Origin of the sequence: Natrinema sp. H-ect4, assembly GCF_041894845.1 — an archaeon.
GTDB lineage: Archaea > Halobacteriota > Halobacteria > Halobacteriales > Natrialbaceae > Natrinema.
On record NZ_JBHDYC010000007.1, the window covers coordinates 22,346 to 39,472 of the forward strand.

The 17,127-nt window shown below is 61.8% G+C and carries 15 protein-coding genes; 11 read left to right on the top strand and 4 right to left on the bottom strand.

What is annotated here, in order from left to right; translation table 11 throughout:
• Positions 1-201 precede the first annotated feature (201 nt).
• The 8 genes from ACEWFR_RS10460 to ACEWFR_RS10495 all read left to right on the top strand — a co-directional run bounded on the left by ACEWFR_RS10460 (position 202) and on the right by ACEWFR_RS10495 (position 9,416).
• On the top strand, positions 202-969 hold the full coding sequence (locus ACEWFR_RS10460) for an ABC transporter ATP-binding protein (RefSeq protein WP_374060972.1): 768 nt from the start codon (positions 202-204) through the stop codon (positions 967-969).
• Complete coding sequence (locus ACEWFR_RS10465; protein ID WP_374060973.1) at positions 966-2,576, top strand: hypothetical protein; 1,611 nt, start codon at positions 966-968, stop codon at positions 2,574-2,576. Before ACEWFR_RS10460 ends, ACEWFR_RS10465 begins: the two co-directional genes overlap by 4 nt.
• A gap of 171 nt (positions 2,577-2,747) precedes the next feature.
• Positions 2,748-3,455 (top strand): hypothetical protein, encoded by a 708-nt coding sequence (locus tag ACEWFR_RS10470; protein ID WP_374060974.1) that lies wholly within the window; start codon positions 2,748-2,750, stop codon positions 3,453-3,455.
• Between the two features lie 18 nt (positions 3,456-3,473).
• A complete protein-coding gene (locus tag ACEWFR_RS10475) occupies positions 3,474-4,058 on the top strand; it encodes a hypothetical protein (protein WP_374060975.1) in 585 nt (194 codons plus the stop codon).
• On the top strand, positions 4,055-4,861 hold the full coding sequence (locus tag ACEWFR_RS10480) for a hypothetical protein (protein ID WP_374060976.1): 807 nt from the start codon (positions 4,055-4,057) through the stop codon (positions 4,859-4,861). The genes ACEWFR_RS10475 and ACEWFR_RS10480 overlap by 4 nt, the downstream gene beginning before the upstream one ends.
• 290 nt (positions 4,862-5,151) lie before the next feature.
• Complete coding sequence (locus ACEWFR_RS10485) at positions 5,152-5,517, top strand: group 1 truncated hemoglobin (RefSeq protein ID WP_374060977.1); 366 nt, start codon at positions 5,152-5,154, stop codon at positions 5,515-5,517.
• Positions 5,518-5,727: 210 nt separating this feature from the next.
• Positions 5,728-8,046, top strand: coding sequence for a nitric-oxide reductase large subunit (locus tag ACEWFR_RS10490; RefSeq protein WP_374060978.1), 2,319 nt, complete (start codon positions 5,728-5,730; stop codon positions 8,044-8,046).
• A gap of 185 nt (positions 8,047-8,231) precedes the next feature.
• Positions 8,232-9,416 carry a sensor histidine kinase gene (locus ACEWFR_RS10495; protein WP_374060979.1) on the top strand — a complete coding sequence of 395 codons (1,185 nt, stop codon included), beginning with the start codon at positions 8,232-8,234 and terminating at the stop codon, positions 9,414-9,416.
• A gap of 33 nt (positions 9,417-9,449) precedes the next feature.
• Here the strand turns inward: ACEWFR_RS10495 and ACEWFR_RS10500 are convergent, their stop codons facing one another.
• Positions 9,450-10,796: a glutamate-1-semialdehyde 2,1-aminomutase gene (locus ACEWFR_RS10500; protein ID WP_374060980.1), complete on the bottom strand. Its 1,347-nt coding sequence runs from the start codon at positions 10,794-10,796 to the stop codon at positions 9,450-9,452.
• A gap of 199 nt (positions 10,797-10,995) precedes the next feature.
• Here ACEWFR_RS10500 and ACEWFR_RS10505 point away from each other — a divergent pair, with 199 nt between their 5' ends.
• Genes ACEWFR_RS10505 through ACEWFR_RS10515 form a run of 3 tightly spaced genes read left to right on the top strand, consistent with a single transcriptional unit; the run spans position 10,996 to position 12,795 of the window.
• Positions 10,996-11,400: a cytochrome c maturation protein CcmE gene (locus ACEWFR_RS10505; RefSeq protein ID WP_374060981.1), complete on the top strand. Its 405-nt coding sequence runs from the start codon at positions 10,996-10,998 to the stop codon at positions 11,398-11,400.
• Positions 11,401-11,404: 4 nt separating this feature from the next.
• On the top strand, positions 11,405-12,109 hold the full coding sequence (locus ACEWFR_RS10510; protein WP_374060982.1) for an ABC transporter ATP-binding protein: 705 nt from the start codon (positions 11,405-11,407) through the stop codon (positions 12,107-12,109).
• The gene (locus tag ACEWFR_RS10515; RefSeq protein ID WP_374060983.1) at positions 12,106-12,795 is read left to right on the top strand and encodes a heme exporter protein CcmB; all 690 of its coding nucleotides are present in this window, start codon (positions 12,106-12,108) and stop codon (positions 12,793-12,795) included. Before ACEWFR_RS10510 ends, ACEWFR_RS10515 begins: the two co-directional genes overlap by 4 nt.
• Positions 12,796-13,001: 206 nt before the next feature.
• On the opposite strand, the gene ACEWFR_RS10520 is transcribed toward ACEWFR_RS10515, so the two are convergent.
• The 3 genes from ACEWFR_RS10520 to ACEWFR_RS10530 are packed head-to-tail and all read right to left on the bottom strand — an operon-like array spanning position 13,002 to position 17,077.
• The gene (locus ACEWFR_RS10520; protein WP_374060984.1) at positions 13,002-14,171 is read right to left on the bottom strand and encodes a carboxypeptidase-like regulatory domain-containing protein; all 1,170 of its coding nucleotides are present in this window, start codon (positions 14,169-14,171) and stop codon (positions 13,002-13,004) included.
• Positions 14,172-14,174: 3 nt separating this feature from the next.
• Entirely contained in the window at positions 14,175-16,607 is a 2,433-nt protein-coding gene (ccsA, locus tag ACEWFR_RS10525; RefSeq protein WP_374060985.1) for a cytochrome c biogenesis protein CcsA, read from the bottom strand.
• Positions 16,604-17,077: a thioredoxin family protein gene (locus ACEWFR_RS10530; protein ID WP_373617494.1), complete on the bottom strand. Its 474-nt coding sequence runs from the start codon at positions 17,075-17,077 to the stop codon at positions 16,604-16,606. Before ACEWFR_RS10530 ends, ccsA begins: the two co-directional genes overlap by 4 nt.
• Positions 17,078-17,127 lie beyond the last annotated feature (50 nt).

Here is a 17,127-nt window from a genome sequence, read left to right on the forward strand (position 1 = left end):
GATGCTCCGTCTTTACGGATGTTAGGAGAACGCCCGCAACTGCAGAGAACGCGGAGACCACGGATCAATCCTTGGAGAGGACGGCTGTCACGACGCAAATGCCTCGAGCGAAGATGTGTTCCTCACCACCCGTCGTCGCGGCCCTGGACGGCCAGAGGTAACCACAAGATATTTCGTATCGATAGTGCCTATAATTCCACAATGAATTTCGATTGGGCTATCAACACCTCTTCACTCAGTAAGCGATACGGAGACACCACGGCCGTCGACGAACTCTCGCTTCGTATCGAGCCCGGTACGATTTACGGGTTTCTGGGACCGAACGGTGCGGGGAAGACGACGACGATGCGGATGCTGACGGCGCTGACCAAACCGACGTCGGGTACCGCGAGTATCGCTGGCGAACCGATATCCGACAGAGAAGCGGTCACTCCCTTGATCGGCTACCTCTCCCACGGGCCACCCGTTTACGAAGAACTCACCGGCCGCGAACAGTTGGAGTTCTTCGCTCGGCTCCGCGAATTCCCTGAAGACGTCGCCAAGCGGAGAATCGATCGGTTCATCGCGAGGTTCGGACTCGAAGGAGACGCCGGCCAGCGTATTCGGACCTACTCTAAAGGAATGCGACAGAAGATCGGCATTATCAACGCGATCCTTCACGAGCCACCCGTCGTCTTCCTCGACGAACCGACCGCCGGCCTCGATCCGCACGCTGCTCGAACGGTTCGGGAGACGATCGCGACGTTAGCTGACGGCGATACGACGGTCTTTCTATCGACGCACATCTTGTCGGTCGTCGACGAACTCGCCGACACGGTCGGCGTGCTGAAAGACGGTCGACTCGTCGCCGAAGGCAATCCGGACGAGTTGAAAGACGGCGCGCGAACGGGAGCGGGGAACGAGACGCTAGAGGACGTCTTCCTCGAGATTACCGGAGACCGTTCGGCGCAATACACCAATTGCTCATGATTTCGTCGGTACGCAACGCGGTTCGAATTTTCCGCGTCAACGGTACCCGCTCGTACCGGAAACTGCGGACGCAACCGCACCTACTCGCGCTCTATCTCGTTCCCCTCCTCGTTCTCGTTCCGGCGGTCGTCGGTCGCGTTCCGCTTTCCGGATACGAGGTGATCTGGGATTCGCCGGGCGCGTACGAGTACGGAACGAGGTTTTCGACCGGCGAATGGGAACGAATTCTTGAACTCGGACGAGGGCTTTCGGGCCTCCTATTCGCCGTCGTCACGTACTTCGTCGTCCTTCCGGAAGTGAGCCGAAACGGACTGCTCGGCGACGAGATAGAAGAGCTGCTATTGGTTGTGACTCCGCGCACGATTGTCGTCGCAGCGTTGTTACAGTATGTCCTTTTCAGCGCTCGACTGGTCGGCGTGCTCGTGATCGCCGGGGCTGTCGCGTTCGGAATCGGGAGCGGATCGGCCGCGCTAGTGATCTCGATACTCCTCGCCACGGCCCTCGTCTTCGTGACCGCCGTCGCCGTGGCGTATCCGATCGCGATGGCGGTGAAATTATCGTTCGTCGCCGTCGAACCGTTGCAAGCGCACAGAAACCTTGTCGGGGGTGCGCTCTCGATCGGAATGTTCGCGCTGTTCCTGTGGATACGCGATGCGATGGAACTGCTCGGCGCGCTGCCGGTCGGCTGGTACGCCGATCTCGCTTTCGTGACGTCCGAGAGTGCCGCCTCGAGTCGCGCCGTTGCCGTCGCTCTTGGAACGCCACTCGTGGTCGTACTCAGCATCGTCGTCTCTGAACACGTCTGCGAGCGGTTGTGGTTCGCCGATCGGTCTGAAGGTAGATCGACCGATTCGACTTCCGGAATCTTCGGTACCGACACGGTGTTCGAGCGGTTCGAACCCAGCCCTGACGTCGCGGCAGCGCGCGTGACGTGGGTTCGAATCCGACGCAATCCGCGGGTATTGCTGTTCGTGGGGCTGTTGCTGGTCGTTTCGGTGAGCGTCGTGATGGGTGTGTGGAACCGATTTCCGAACGCCCTCCCGCTCTTGGTCGCGATCTACGGCGGGGCGACTGTCGGCGTCGGGGCGTCGTTGAACCCGCTCGGAAACGAAGGGCGGATGCTCGCAGTTTCGCTCACGACCCCTCGTGGCGGGACGTACCTGCTCAGGGGGTACGCCCTTTCTGCTGCGGTCCCGGGGTGCGTTTTTGTCGCGCTCGTGACCGCTGCGTCGACGACCGTGAGCTCGCTCCCTTTCGGGACCGAACTCACGTTCGTAATTCTCGGCGCGACGTTCGGCGCCTGCATTCCGTTCGTCTCGCTCGCGTTCGGCGTGACGTTTCCGAACAGCGGTGGGACCCAGCTCGCGCGCAACGACACGATGTACCCGCCGCGATTGATCGTCGCACTGTACTTCTCAATCTTCGTCGTCCTCGTGGGAATGCCCGCCATCGTCGGGTTTTCGGTATCCCCTTCATCGGCGCTCTTTGCAGAACCGGTGAACGTCGCTCTCGGCGGGATCATCACGACGATCGTCCTTCTCGTCGGGGCGAGTTGGCTCTCGCTCCGATACTCGACGCTGAAAATTCGAACGTATGAACTGAATTGATGAGTTCGCGACCGCGTCGGACGAAACTCGACGAGCCACCCGTCGGAGGCGGTCGTTCGAACGCCGCGCTCTCCCTCGGCGACGAGCGAGACGGGGCACTAATTAATTTTTGTATCTTCGTTAAAAGTTTCTAATCGTATTATTTATAAAACTCTGGTCGGTATTCGAGATATGCCAAACCGATCTGACGATTCCGAGTGGCAGTCCCGTCGCGAACGGGTCGTGTCGCCGACCGTCCTCGAACTCCCCAAGGCCGATCCTGCGTTGTACGGTCCGCTTGCGGGTCGCCTCACGGTGTTTTGGGCTCGTCGCGATGAATCACGGCTGCTCGAACAGTTCGAACGGGCGGTCGGCATGGGTGATCGCGATCGCGCACTCTCCGTCTGCGGGACGGTCGCCGAGCTGAGCGCGACCGAATCGGCGGAAGCGGCGACCGCGTCGATCGGCGTCTGGTACGGAGACGACCTCGTCTGTGACGACGTGCAGATCGGCCCCAATCCGATCGGTATGACCTTCGTTTCGCCCGACGCCGATCGGTTCGAGACCGACAAGCTCGAAATTCGGGAACGTTCGGCCGAGACCGAGACGGAGTTCGTCTACTTGATCGCGATCGTTCCGCAGCGACTGGACGCCCTCAAGCGGGAGACGACGCAGGCCGTTCCGACCGACGTGGACGAGGCCGCGAGTTCGGTTGGCACTGCGGAATCGACGTCACTTGCGTTCGCGTCGGGAGTTGCCGCCGGGGCAGCGGCGGGTGGGTCGAGCTCCCTCGCGGAGTCTCCCCCGACAGAGTTCGAACTCGACGATCCGTCGAGGCGATCGTCCGTGGATGATTCCATCAGAAATCGATCTCCCGGCGACGAACTGTCCGACCGGTAACAGTCCATCAAAAATAATATGAACGTTGAGATGATGCTTTCGGGGTTCGTGATTGGAGTACTGATACTGTGGCTCGGAGCCACTGTCGTGAACTCGTTCAAACCGGGCAGCAAATTTCTCGTCCAGCACTGCGGATTGCTAGCCCAACTGGTTCCGAAGTGGAACTTCTTCTCGCCACACCCCGGCCGGTACGATTACCACGTTCTCTACCGTGATCGAACAGCTGGCGATACAGCAACGGAATGGCAACGCGTCTCCGACTTTTCTCGAACCTCCGGGGTGCTCGGGTGGGTCTGGAACCCTGACATCTACCGTTACAAGGCACTTTTCGATGTCGTTCAGGAACTACAGATCGCGGTCGAAGAGAAGCAGTCCCGTGACGGCACCGATCAGGAGGTTCCGACCCTTGAACCCATGCCGCTCGACGAAATCCAAATGTCGCTGTCGTATATCGCGCTGTTGAACTACGTGACACACCAGAGACACTCCGAACTGAGCGAAACCACGCAGTTTACCATCATGAAACACTCGCGGGAAATAGAACAGTACGAGCCCGTGTTCGTGTCCGGATACCATTCGATATCACAAAAGGCGGAACCATGATCGAACTACCGACGGTACTACGGCTGACATCGGCGTTGATCGGTGCTCACGCGGTCCTCATTTCGTTACAACAGTTCTCGTCGTGGCGAAAGTTCGAGGAGTCCGGGATACTGAGCTGGGATGTCTCGAAACTATTTATTAATTCCAGCGCCCTCGCGCCGGTAGTGGTCCCGATACTACACGGGCCTCGATTCAAAGTCCTTCTCGCGATCCAAGGTCTCATGGGGATACTGGTCGCTTCGACGGTGATCGCGGGCTACATGCTCTGGCCGCTGCATGTGGTCCTCTTGTTGACCTACGTGGGCATATTCTTCCGCCAACCGGTCGGGTTGACGGGCGATTTAGATATGGCCGTAATCGTGCTGACCGGGACGGTGGTAGCGGCCGCCGCACCCGCGGATAGTCTATTGGAGCAAGCCGGGGTTCTGTTTATCGCAGCGCAGGCTCTGCTGGCGTACCTTATCGCCGGAGTAACGAAAGCGATCTCCGCCGATTGGCAATCCGGAGATGCGATCGCGGGCATCTTCTCGACGCGAACATGGGGTAACCAATACGTGTATTCGGTCGTCACATCCCGTCCGCGACTGAAACTCGTCGGATCCTGGGCTGTGATCGCGTTCGAATCGTTATTCGTTGCGGTCCTCTTCGTCGACGCTCAGGTTGCACTGGTGATCCTGTTCGCCGGTGCCGTGTTCCACTTCTGTAACGCCGTTTTCATGGGTCTAAACGGATTTTTACTCTCCTTCGCGGCCTCGTATCCGTCCGTGTATTACGCGAATCACATCGTCAGCCAACTCCTCTAGGTCCGTCCGGATCGAACTCCCGCCCCTCGCCTCCGTAATCTCGGGAACTCACCTCAACAGGCGCTTCGAGTGTCGGTCTCGTCGCCGTTTGTCGGAGCCTCGAGTATGAAAAGCACGCTTGTCCGACGCGAAAAGTACGGAGACTGACGCCAGCGATTTGGATCAAGAGTGGAGCTTCGAAGTCGCCAGCCGGATCGACCGTAACTTCGCGGGTGGTATTCACACACAATATTTTTGCAAAACGAGTTCGGGATGCTATTTATACTACTTTGGGCGAATACATTTGGACGATGGGAGACTCCCTCTACGAGCGACTCGGTGGCGAAGGGGCGATCGCAGCCGTCGTCGACGAGTTCTACGACCGCGTCATGGCGGACGAACAGGTCGCCGGCTACTTCGACGATGTCGATATGCAGAAACAGCGCGCCCATCAGGCCCAGTTCATCAGTTCGGTCACCGGCGGTCCGGTCGAGTACGCCGGCGGCGAGATGGAAGCCGTCCACGCGGATATGGGTATCACCCCGTCGGACTTTCGGGCGATCGCGACCCACCTCGACGACGCGCTCGCCGAGTTCGACGTCGGTGAGGACGACCGCGAAGCGGTGCTCGAGGAGATCGCGAGCTACCAGGGTGCGATCGTCACGGCTGCGGACTGAACCCGCCGGCGGAGCGGCCGTGACGGCGAGACGCGGTGCTCTTCGTTTGTCTCGACTGAGAGATAGCGGGTGTGTAACGGGAGATAACGGTGTGCGAGGGCTACGAGTTCTCACCACCTCATCGCTGTCACGAACACGTTCGCCTCCTTTTCCAGATCGTCGGAATTCACGGGCCGTTTGACGGGGCTTTCTACTCGAGTTATAGCTGTCATGCAGATATCCAGAAAGCAACTCGCCACGTTCCTCGCGACGATTTTCGTCGTGAATCTCGTCGTCATGGGCGGCGGGGCGTGGCTCTCCTATGCGAACGAACCGGAGATTCCCGACACCATCGTCGGCCCGGACGGCGAAACGGTCGCGACGAGCGACGATGTCCAGTCCGGGAAGGCGGTCTTTCAGGAGAACGGCCTGATGAACCAGGGCTCGATTCTGGGCCACGGGAGTTACTACGACACCGACTACACTGCCGACGCGCTCGAGTCCAAGACCGAGTACATGCGCGAGTACTACGCGCAGGAGCGCCACGACGAGAACTACACGGCGCTGAACGCGTCGGTTCAGGCGGGAATCGATCAGGAGGTCCGACAGGAGCTCCAGTCGAGTCCGTACCAGTCCGATCGGGTCGAGTACTCCGGCGCTGAGGTCTACGCCCACGAACAGGTCCGTGAGGAGTACGTCGAGCGCTACTACGAGGGCGACCGCGAGCGCGGGATTCCCGAGGGACAGGTGCCCAGCGCCGAGGAAGCCGAGGAGTTCGCCGACTTCGCGCTGTGGACCGCCTGGATCTCCCACACTGACCGTCCCGACTCCGAGGCGTCGTTCACCAACGACTGGCCCTACTCGCCCGCCGCGGGCAACGACGCGGGCGGGCCGGTGATGACCTGGAGCGTCATCGCGATGGTGCTGCTGGTCGGCGGTGCGGGGGTCGCGATCTGGCTCTACCAGTCCGTCGAGATTCCCGAACCCGACGCGGCCAGCGTTTCGATCCCGCATCCGAGCGAAATCGACCTGACCCCGAGCCAGCTGTTGAGCACGCGATTCATCCTCATCGGTGCGCTCCTCTTCGCCGCCCAGACGTTCCTCGGCGGTTTGCTCGCCCACTACTACGTCGAGCGCGACGGCTTCTTCGGCCTCCGGGAACTGATCGGGTTCGACATCCTCCAGTGGCTACCCTGGTCGATCGCCCGGACCTGGCACATCGATCTCGGAATCCTCTGGATCGCCACGATGTGGCTCGGCGCCGGTCTCTTCCTTGCACCGCTACTGACCGGTCGTGAACCGCCCAAACAGGCCCTGTACGTCAAGGGACTGATCGGCGCGTTGCTGGTCGTCGCCGTCGGCGGGCTGGCCGGCATCTGGCTCGGGACGAACAACGTCTTCGACGGCCAGCTCTGGTGGCTGCTGGGCAACGAGGGCCTCGAGTACCTCGAGATCGGCCGCGTCTGGCAGTTCGGCCTGCTGGTCGGCTTCCTGGGCTGGACCGCCCTCGTGGCCCGCGGGTTCAAACCGCTGCTGGACCGCGAGCCCCGCTACGGGCTGGCCCACATGATCGTCTACGCGGGCGGCTCGATCGGCCTGCTGTTCGTCGCGGGCTTCCTCTACACGCCCCAGACCAACATCGTCACCACCGAGTTCTGGCGCTGGTGGGTCGTCCACATGTGGGTCGAGGGCGTTTTCGAGTTCTTCATCGTCGTCGTCATCGCGCTGACGCTGGTCTCGATGAACCTCCTCACCAAGAAGTCCGCCGAGAAGGCCGTCATCTTCCAGGCCGCGCTCGTCATGGGCAGCGGGATCATCGGCGTCTCGCATCACTACTGGTGGGTCGGCCTCCCCGAAGCCTGGCTCCCCATCGGGAGCGTCTTCTCCACGCTCGAGTTCATTCCCCTCCTTTTCATCCTCTACGAGGCACTCGGCCAGTATCGCGCGATGGACACCGCGGGGACGGACTTCCCCTACCGGACGGCCTTCTACTTCATCGTCGCCTCGAGCGTCTGGAACTTCTTCGGGGCCGGCGTGATCGGCTTCTTCATCAACCTCCCGCTGATCAGCTACTACGAGACCGGGACCTACCTCACCGTCGCCCACGCCCACGGCGCGATGTTCGGCGCCTTCGGCCTGCTCGCGATGGGGATGGCCGTCTACATCCTCCGGCTGACCACCCGCGACGCACACTGGTCCGACCGCCGGCTGCGCTGGTCGTTCTGGTGCTGTAACGTCGGGCTGGCGCTGATGATCTTCCTGTCCTTGCTCCCCATCGGCTTCCTCCAGCTCGAGACCGCGTTCACCCAGAGCTACGCCGCGGCGCGCAGCCTCGAGTTCTACAACGGCGGGCTGATCCAGACCCTGTTCTGGCTACGCATGCCCGGCGATACGCTACTGATCGCCGGCGCGGTTCTCTTCGCCTGGGACGTCGGCGCGAAACTCCTCTTCCAGCGGAAGGCGACCGCGACGGAGACGAGCGGTCACGTCATCGCCGACCGGCTTATCGCGGATCGCGAGTCTCTCGAGTCGGTTAGCGACGACGACTGAGACGGACTGCTGTAAGTCAGTTCCGGTGCGACCGCAGGACGGTTCGCGGGTGCGCCGGAACTGACTGCCAACAGTCCATATGCGGCTCGAATTGGTTTTCTTTTCAGGTCGCGAACGGCCGTTATCGGCCTGTTAGAGGGGGAATGGCCGGAACTACTAACCGAGCCGGTTGGTACTAACGGGGTATGCAATGGGCCGAGAACGCCAGAACGATCGCCACGGATCGACTGCCGGCGTCTCTGACGATATTCGGAACGGGATTGGCGTTCGTGTTACTCGCCGAAATCGTGCTCCGAATGACGTTCGTCTCGGCCGCAGCTACTGAGGGTGCGTTTCTAGTCGGGGTCGTAACGACGATTCCCCTTCTCGTGGGAATCGCGTACGCAGGCCGCTGGCTCCATTCGTCCTCGCTCTCGCCGGCGCGATACCCGCGTATCGCGTGGTGGTTTCTCGGCGGTCTCGCCGTGTTTCTGAGCGTCAACGTCCCGCTCATGGTCGTCATTCCGACCGGCTCGTGGGCCCTGATCGGGGCGTGGGCTCGGTGGGCCGTGGCGTTCGGTGCCGGAACCGGATTGCTCATCGGCTGCATCGAAGGCCGCGCCGTCGAGCGCGCCCTGACCGCCGAACGGACGGCCCTCCAGACGGAACACCTCGAGGAGCAGCGCGATTATCTCGATTACCTCAACGGGATCCTTCGCCACGAGGTGTTGAACACCGCGACGATCATCAACGGCTACGCGTCGCGGGTTCTCGAGGCGGAGTCCTCGCTGGACGATCACAGCCGTCACTGGCTCGAGATCGTCATCGACGAGTCCGAGGCCATGTCGACGGTGATCGACGACGTCCGCGTACTGCTGCAGACGACCGAAGGGAGCTACCGGCCCGAGCGCGTCGACGCCGCTCGAGTGCTGGCCGACGAGGTCCGAAAACTGGAACACGAGTGGGAGCCCATCGACGTGGAGACCTCGATCCCGGATCACGTCGACGTCCGCGCGGACGACTTACTCGCCCGTATCTTCGCCAATCTCCTCTCGAACGCGATCGAGCACAACGACGCCGCGACGCCACGCGTCGAGGTGACGGTCGAACCAGGCCCCGAAACCGTCCGGTTCGAAATCGCGGACAACGGCCCCGGAATCCCCGAATCGAAGGTCGACTCCCTCTTCGACCGCGTCGAAAGCTACGGGAGCACGCACGGACTCGGCCTCTATCTGGTCTCCCAACTGGTCGCCCGCTACGACGGGAGCGTCGAACTCACCGAAACCGGTTCGGACGGGAGTCGCTTCACGGTCGAACTCCCGGCGGCCTCGAGCGAACGGGACGACGAATCGCTCGCGGACGCGACGACGGAAGCGCTCATCTTGGAGTGAATGGGCACTGTCCGCCACCCGCGAGTTCCCCGATCACAGCGCTTCCGTGTACGCCTCGAGCGTCTCTTCGACGTCTTCTTCGGTGTGGCCGTAACTGACGAACTGGCACTCGAACTGATTCTGCGAGAGGAAGACGTCCTGTGCCTTCATTTCTCCCCAGAAGATGCGTCGCCAGCGCTCGGTCTCGGCGTTTTTCACGTCGGCGGCGTTCTTCGGCGAGTAGTCGTAGCGCGGGCAGGTCGGGTCCTGCCGACAGCCGGCCGGGCACTGCTCCTCGAGCGAGTCCGGTCCGGGTCCGTTGCGGGTGAATATCACCTTGAACATGCTGTCCGTGCCGGTGACGGTGTAGCTGGGTGCCTGATCGGCGACGATATCGGTTAATCCGCGGCGCAACCGGTCTCCGAGCCCGTTGACATGATCGTAGACGTCGTTTTCCGCGGCGAATTTGAGGGTCTCGAGGCCGGCGGCCATCGTGACGGGGTGGCCGGAGAAGGTGCCGGCCTGGAAGACGTCGCCCGTCGGCGCGAAGTGCTCGATAATTTCGGCGCGGCCGCCGATCGCGCCGACGGGGAAGCCGCCGCCGATGATCTTCCCGAAGGTCGTCAGATCGGGCGTGACACCGAACTCGCTTTGCGCGCAACCGAGGCCGCCGACGCGGAAGCCGGTGATCACTTCGTCGAAGATGAGCAGGGAGCCGTGTTCCTCGGTGATTTCTCGGAGGAACTCGTGGTAGCCCTCTTCGGGGTAGACGATGCCGTAGTTGCCCAGAATCGGTTCGGTGAGGACGGCCGCGATGTCGTCGCCGTGTGTCTCGAACACCTCGCGGATCGCGTCCTCGTCGTTGAACGGCACCGGAAGGGTGTGGTCGGCGAAGGACTGTGGAATTCCCGCGGAAGACGGTTTCGGATCCTCGGCGTCGCCCTCGACCAGCGTCGATTCCTGTGCGCCGTGGTAGCCGCCCTGCATGACGACGATCTTGTTCCGACCGGTGTACCCCCGCGCGAGTCGGACGGCGGAGGTCGTGGCTTCGGTGCCCGAGTTGACGAACCGGATCTTCTCGACGCTCGGGACGTGGCGGACGACGAACTCCGCGAGGTCGACCTCGACCTCCGTCGGGGTGCCGTACATCGGTCCCTCGCTGGCTTTCTGCTGGATGGCGGCCCGGACCGGCTCGGGCAGGTCGTGTCCCAGCAACAGCGGGCCGAGTCCCATCACCCAGTCGATGTAGCGGTTGCCGTCGGCGTCGATGACGTGGCCGCCCTCGCCCTTCCGGACGAAGAACGGATACGGCTCGATCGCCGCGCGGACCGCAGAGTTGACGCCGCCGGGCAGCACCGACAGCGCTCGGTCGTACAGGTCGCGTGAGTTGTCGTCGGTCATGCGCGCCCCTTCGGAGTCGGACGGGAAAGGAGTACCGAGGTTGGGTCGCAACGCGTCGACCGCCGCCTGTGTTCGGGTCGTATCCCTTCGGGATCGTGGTCCGCGCCGGTCCGTCCGAGAGCGGGTCGTCCGACGGGAATGCAACAGGAATTACTAGTACACGCCAAGATTGAAATAGTCCGATCAGACACATTCGGACGTGAAACGAAGGAGTAAGTTACTTTTCGCCGGCGTCGGCGTCGTGTTACTCTTCGGTGTTCTCGGAACGACGGTCATGAACGCGTCCGCGGAGTTCGTCACGCCGACCGCACTCGAGAACGGCGACTACGATGGTGAGTGGGTCAACCTCGAGGGCAAAGTCGCCAACCTCGAACAAGACGGTAACGAGATCCGGTTCGCTGTCACGGATAACAACACGTCCGTCGACGTCGTCTACGACGGGTCGATGCCCGAGACGATGGCCGAGGGTCGGATCGTCGTCGCGAAAGGAACCGTCGAGGACGGTTCGGTCGACGCATCCGAACTCTCCGTTCGGGCCCACGAAGGCGGCGGTGACGGAAACAGCAACAACAGTACTGAAATGCCACCGACCGAACAGACATAACGACATGGGGACGATCAGCGTCGATGGCGTGACGAGACGGCTCGGCTCGACGACCGCGCTCCGCGACGTCTCTTTTACCGTCGATTCCGGTGAGCACGTCGGGTTGTTCGGTCCCAACGGCGCGGGAAAAACCTCCCTGATGCAACTGCTGTCGACGCTTGCCGCCCCCGACGACGGTCGCGTCCGGATCGACGGCGACGATGTGACGCCGGACGCGACTGCGGTTCGTGCGAAACTCGGTGTCGTCAGCCACCGACCGATGGTCTACGGCACGCTTACCGCCCGCGAGAACCTGCGACTGCACGCCCGACTGCGAAACGTCGATACAGAGCGCGTCGAACGGGTCCTCGAGGACGTGAACCTCCGAACGCACGCCTCGACCCGCGTCGAGAACTTCTCGCATGGCATGACCAAGCGCCTCTCGATCGCGCGGGCAGTGCTTCACGACCCGACGGTCCTGTTGCTCGACGAACCGTACGCCGGCCTCGACCAGCGGTCGGCGATGGATCTCCAGCGGATTCTGACGCGGTTCGACGATCGAACCGTCGTCATCGCGACTCACGACCTCGAGCGGGCCGTTGACGACTGTGACCGCGCGCTCGTACTCGTCGATGGCACGCTGGAACGAACCGTCTCGCTGACCGACCTCGACCGCCAGTCGTTCGAGACCGCGTATCTCGAGGCGGTCGGTCGCTCTACTCTGCAATGACCGACAATACCGCCGTCAGCTACTGGCGGACCGTCCTCGAGGTCGCTCGCAAGGACTTCCGCATCGAGTTGCGTTCCAAACAAGTACTCAACACCGCAGCCGTCTTCGCACTGCTGGTCGTCATTATCTTCGCGTTCAGTTTCGCCCGCACGTTCGCGAACATCGACGTCGTCGCAAGCGGTGCGCTCTGGGTCGCGTTCGTCTTCGCCGGGACGTTCAGCGTGAGCCAGAGCGTCGCCGTCGAAGAGGCCGACGCCGGCCTCGACAGCCTGTTGCTCGTTCCCGTCGACCGCTCGGCGATCTACGTCGGCAAAGTCGTGAGCAACACCGCGTTCACGGGGGCCGTCGCAGTCATCACGCTCGGGTGTATCGTCGTTTTCCTCGACTTCACCATCCAGACGGGCACGGTCCCGCTATTGTTGCTCGTCATCGCCCTCGCGGCCTTTGGCTTCGCCGCGACCGGCGTACTCATCGCGACGATGACGGCTCGAGCCCGGCTCAGCGATCTCCTGTTGCCGCTGTTGCTCGTGCCGCTCGTGATTCCGGTGTTGCTCGCTGGCGTCGAACTCACACGCGCGATTTCGGAGGGACTGCCGCTGTGGCGATGGTTCCGGCTCCTGCTGGTCTACGACGGCGTGTTGTTCCTGATCGGAATCGCGCTGTTCGAGTACGTCGTCGAACGGTAGGGGAACTTCGATCCGTTCTCGCTATCATCTAGAATAACTGTGAATCAGTATGCTATACTTGATAAGAATAGTATAATATATAATAAATTTCATCTTCGCGTATTCGATAATTGTATTTATATGTTGGCAGTAGTTCAGCGGAATGGCGCCGACCGAAATCAACCGCTGTGAATAGGTCGCTGGTTCCTCACCGATAGCAAACCGGCTTACAGGTACCGATACGCGGCCAGTCCGATCGCGATGATGGCGACGAAGCCGAGGCTCACGAGGCCGAGCGGGAACTCGCCGGCCCCCGAACCGTCGTCGGTCTGATCGCTGGCGACCGTTTGATTGGACTCAGTGATGCTCACCGAAATCCGATCATCAGCCTCGAGCGGCCCCGTACTCGTCACCATCGGCATCGGTGCGTCGGCTTCGACGAGGTTGTCGGAGACCTCGACCTGGCTCAGGTCGTGTTCGGCAAACTGGATCGCGAGTTGCTCGACGTCGTACCCGACCGGTTTCTCGAACGTCTGGTCCTCGAGCCGATAGAATACGTCGACGGTGGTCGGTTCCTGTGGACTGATCATCGTCTCGACCGCCGCCGTGTCGTTCGTTCGGCTGACCGCGGTGCGTTCGTTATTGACCATTGCCGTGACGACCTCCGCGTCCGATGGCACTGCAAAGGAGACGTTGCCGGCGAACGGTCGATCGGCACCGTTCTCGACGGAGACCGTCTCGACGACGAACAGCCCGGACCCGTTTTGCGTCGGCCCGACACGCAGGAGGTGGTTCACCGGTTGGCCACCACTGAGGGTCAGCGCATCTCGGTCAGTCGTCGGCGTCGGCAACTCGAAGGTCCTGTCCGTCGTGTCGTTTCCGGTCGAAACCACCCGCTCGTAGTCGGCGTCGTTCGCCTCGATCTCGAGGGTGTACATTCGATCGGGCTGGACCGGGCCGATCGTGAACGAGCCATCCGTCGCGTTCACCTGTGTCACTTCGGGACCGTGCTGGCTCGTGACGGTGATGGTGGCGTTCGAAATCGACGTGCCGTTCTCGTCGACGAGTTCGCCCGAGATCGTGTCGTTCAGGACGAGCGTGGGTTGCTCACCCTCGTCGACGAGCGCGTAGTGTGTCGAGCCCTCATGTTCGAGTTCGACGAAGTAGGTGATGGCGCCCTCGACGGACTCGTAGGTGAACGAGCCGTCTTCGACCGTCGTTTCGGTCGCGTTGCCGACGAGTTCATTAGTGGGGTCAAGCGGCGCGATCGTGACCGTCTCGCCGTCGGCAGAACCGTCGGCGACGGTTACGGTTCCCGAAACCGATGCGGCAGTCGCGGTCGCGGGGACGATCAGGAACGATACGAGGACGACGAAGCCGAGGACTGTCTTTCTCATAGGTTAGTCTGATGTAGTTTCGGCGGTGGTTTGCTGGCGCGTGACCTGCGGCCAGAGTCGGGCGAGCCCGTGAGCGGGATCGAACACGAGCACCAGAAGCATGCCCAGCAACAGGGCGCCAACACTGAGACGCATCACGGTCATCAGTGGGATCTGCTTGACTGTCAGCGATACGGTCCCGTCGTCGACCGCCGCGATGACGTAGGTGTCGTGGGTCAGGCCACGGTCGACGAGTACGTCGCGGACCTCCATCCCACCCTGCTGGCGGTACTGTTCCTGGCCGGCGTTACCGCGGGCGATCTGCTCGCCGTTCTGGTAGACGGTGAGTCCGACTGCAGTTCCCTCGACACGCGTCTGGTCGAGTGCGGCCGGTGGGTTCGAGACCGGGCCGACGTTTGCCGCCTCGGTGACGACGACACCGTCGGACTGTGGCATGTCTGGCAGGAAATCCCACATGACGGTGCCGACACCGACGACCTGATCTCCCCGTTCGATCCCGAGTTCGGTCTGACTCGCGTTCATCGCGCCGATCCAGATACCCGAATTATCGAGCTGAATGACAGTTGCGTTCGGCCCGGTGTTTATCTGCGTCGCCGTGCCGTAGACCGGCTGTCTCGTCTCGTGGATCTCCTGTCCGCGGGAGGCGATCTGCTCGCTCGAGAGCGCCATGTTTTCGACGTTCGGCTCTTCGGGCCGCTGATACGAGCGATAGTCGGAGACTTGGACTGCGTAGTTAGAGTCGGGGACCTCGTGGACGGTCGACCCCTCGATCGTCGCTTCGCGATCGGCGTCGGCGACGACCAGCGACGACTGGGCCGTAAAGAGATAGGAGAAGGTCACCGTCACCACGAACAGCGCGAAGGCGACGTGGATCATCGTGATCCCGACTTGCTTGAGTTGGTAGTTTCGATTCGGGTTGCCGGGGACGAACTCGAGCGTTCGCTTGATGACCGTCAGGCAGACGTACGCCGCTGGCGGGAGAATCGACAGCGCGCTCGCGTTGCCGACGAGTCGGTACAACAGCGCGTCGCTGCCATCGACGTTCGACAACGTCCACGTCTCGCTGGGTGCGATCAGGGCCGCAAGGACGGTCGACAGCGAGAAGATTCCCAGCGAGATCAGCGCTCGCCGACGGCCCTCGACGTCGTAGTCCATGTAGAACCCGAGGATGAGTAACACGCCGAGGACGATCGGGTAGCTCCAGAGGTTGTAGTACTGGCCGCCGACTTCGACTTCGATACCGGTCACGGAGGTGTTGAGTACGGGGAACGTCAGGCCCCAGACCGAGATGAAGCCGAGCAGCCCGATACTCAGGACCGCGAGGTGTTTCAGGTTCACGCGCGAAATCCATTGCTGAGACTGCGATGTGTCCGCCGCTGTCTCAGACGCTGTCTCCGGCTCACGGAGGAGCCAGTACCCAAGCGGCAGTCCGATGCCGAGAATCGACGTGATCGCCAGCAACACCAGCAGTGCAGCGCCGATGCCGCCATCGGCGAACGAATGGACGCTCCGGAACACGCCGCTGCGGACGATCGCCGTCGCGTAGACGATGAGTGCGAGCGTCGCTCCGGTCATCGCAGGAGCAAGCGTCGCATAGGTCGACCGGGAGCGATAGTTCATCACCGCGTGCAGCGTCGCCGTGAGGAATAGCCATGGGATCAACACGGCGACCTCGACGGGGTCCCACGCCCAGATACCGCCCCAGCCCAGCACCCGGTACGACCACAGCGACCCGAGTACGATTGCCGCGGTCAAAAACAGCCACGCGATGCGCAGCCAGCGTGTGACGCTGCCGATCCACTCCTCGAAGAGGCCGTTCTCCCCGCGAACCGTCGAGATGAAGTGGGCGACGGCGATGGCAAACGGCATCGTCAACAGCGCGTACGCGATGAACATAATTGGCGGATGGATCGCCATATACGGATCGATGAGCAGGGGGTTGAGTCCCGTCCCGTCGATCGGGACGAATCCCGGGTCCATCTCCGGGAACGCCGCCGAAATCGGCTTAAAGGGGCTGTCAAGCACCAGCATCGCCGTGAAATATGTCACGACTCCCATTGTGATCCCTTGGACGAGTCGCGTCTCCCGGCGCTCGAGGCCGCGAACGACGACGGCCCAGAACGCGACGACGGCCGTCAGCGCCGCCCAGAGGAGAATCGAGCCCTGGTTCCCTGCGTACACGCCAGTGATCCGGTAGAAGATCGAAATGTAGTTCGCCGTATTATTCCACACGTAGGCGTTCGCGTAATCGGTGGTCACGAACTGGTAGGTCAGATAGGCAAGCGCCAGGCTGAGCAGCCCAGCGGTCGTGCCGATCAGTGGCGTAACGGCGTCGAGGTACCGCTCTTCACGTCGGAGATAGTTCGTGACGAGGAGGACCGTCGCCGTGAGACCGGACAGTAATGCGGCGCCGATCAGGAGTGTTCCACCCATCATTGGCGTTCCCACTCCTCGAGTGCCTCATCCAGATAGCCCTGAAACGCGTCCGTCTCGGCGTAGCCATTGATTTCAACCAGTACCTCACCGTCCGGCGTGACGGCGACGTGCTGTGGCGGATAGTTCGCGCTGTACTGCTGTTGGAGCGCACCAGCCTGTTGACTGTTGTCCTCGAGATTCACCGCGAGGAGGACGAACTCGTCGAGTTGCTCGAGGACGGCTGGATCGGAGTACGCGTTCGCGTTGTAGTCTTCGCAGTACGTACACCAGGTCGTCCAGAAGTAGATCAACAGCGGTTTCTCTTGCTCGGCAGCGAGCTGCTGTGCGTCGTCGATATCAGTTCGCCACTCCGTGTCTCCGTGATACGTGTGGGAGTCGTCGCTGAGTACCGGTGCCGCGTTCATCGAATAGTAACCGATTCCGATCGCTGCGATGAATATCGTGATAGTAAATACCTTCCTCGGCGAGATTGACATTTTACTTATCCCTTGTGTCTCGATCAGCACTCACTACAGTGTTC

Bases quoted from the DNA above. Each gene is read 5' to 3' on its own strand.
- ACEWFR_RS10460 (WP_374060972.1), top strand. From the start codon at position 202: ATGAATTTCGATTGGGCTATCAACACCTCTTCACTCAGTAAGCGATAC.
- ACEWFR_RS10465 (WP_374060973.1), top strand. From the start codon at position 966: ATGATTTCGTCGGTACGCAACGCGGTTCGAATTTTCCGCGTCAACGGT.
- ACEWFR_RS10470 (WP_374060974.1), top strand. From the start codon at position 2,748: ATGCCAAACCGATCTGACGATTCCGAGTGGCAGTCCCGTCGCGAACGG.
- ACEWFR_RS10475 (WP_374060975.1), top strand. From the start codon at position 3,474: ATGAACGTTGAGATGATGCTTTCGGGGTTCGTGATTGGAGTACTGATA.
- ACEWFR_RS10480 (WP_374060976.1), top strand. From the start codon at position 4,055: ATGATCGAACTACCGACGGTACTACGGCTGACATCGGCGTTGATCGGT.
- ACEWFR_RS10485 (WP_374060977.1), top strand. From the start codon at position 5,152: ATGGGAGACTCCCTCTACGAGCGACTCGGTGGCGAAGGGGCGATCGCA.
- ACEWFR_RS10490 (WP_374060978.1), top strand. From the start codon at position 5,728: ATGCAGATATCCAGAAAGCAACTCGCCACGTTCCTCGCGACGATTTTC.
- ACEWFR_RS10495 (WP_374060979.1), top strand. From the start codon at position 8,232: ATGCAATGGGCCGAGAACGCCAGAACGATCGCCACGGATCGACTGCCG.
- ACEWFR_RS10500 (WP_374060980.1), bottom strand. From the start codon at position 10,796: ATGACCGACGACAACTCACGCGACCTGTACGACCGAGCGCTGTCGGTG.
- ACEWFR_RS10510 (WP_374060982.1), top strand. From the start codon at position 11,405: ATGGGGACGATCAGCGTCGATGGCGTGACGAGACGGCTCGGCTCGACG.
- ACEWFR_RS10515 (WP_374060983.1), top strand. From the start codon at position 12,106: ATGACCGACAATACCGCCGTCAGCTACTGGCGGACCGTCCTCGAGGTC.
- ACEWFR_RS10520 (WP_374060984.1), bottom strand. From the start codon at position 14,171: ATGAGAAAGACAGTCCTCGGCTTCGTCGTCCTCGTATCGTTCCTGATC.
- ccsA (WP_374060985.1), bottom strand. From the start codon at position 16,607: ATGATGGGTGGAACACTCCTGATCGGCGCCGCATTACTGTCCGGTCTC.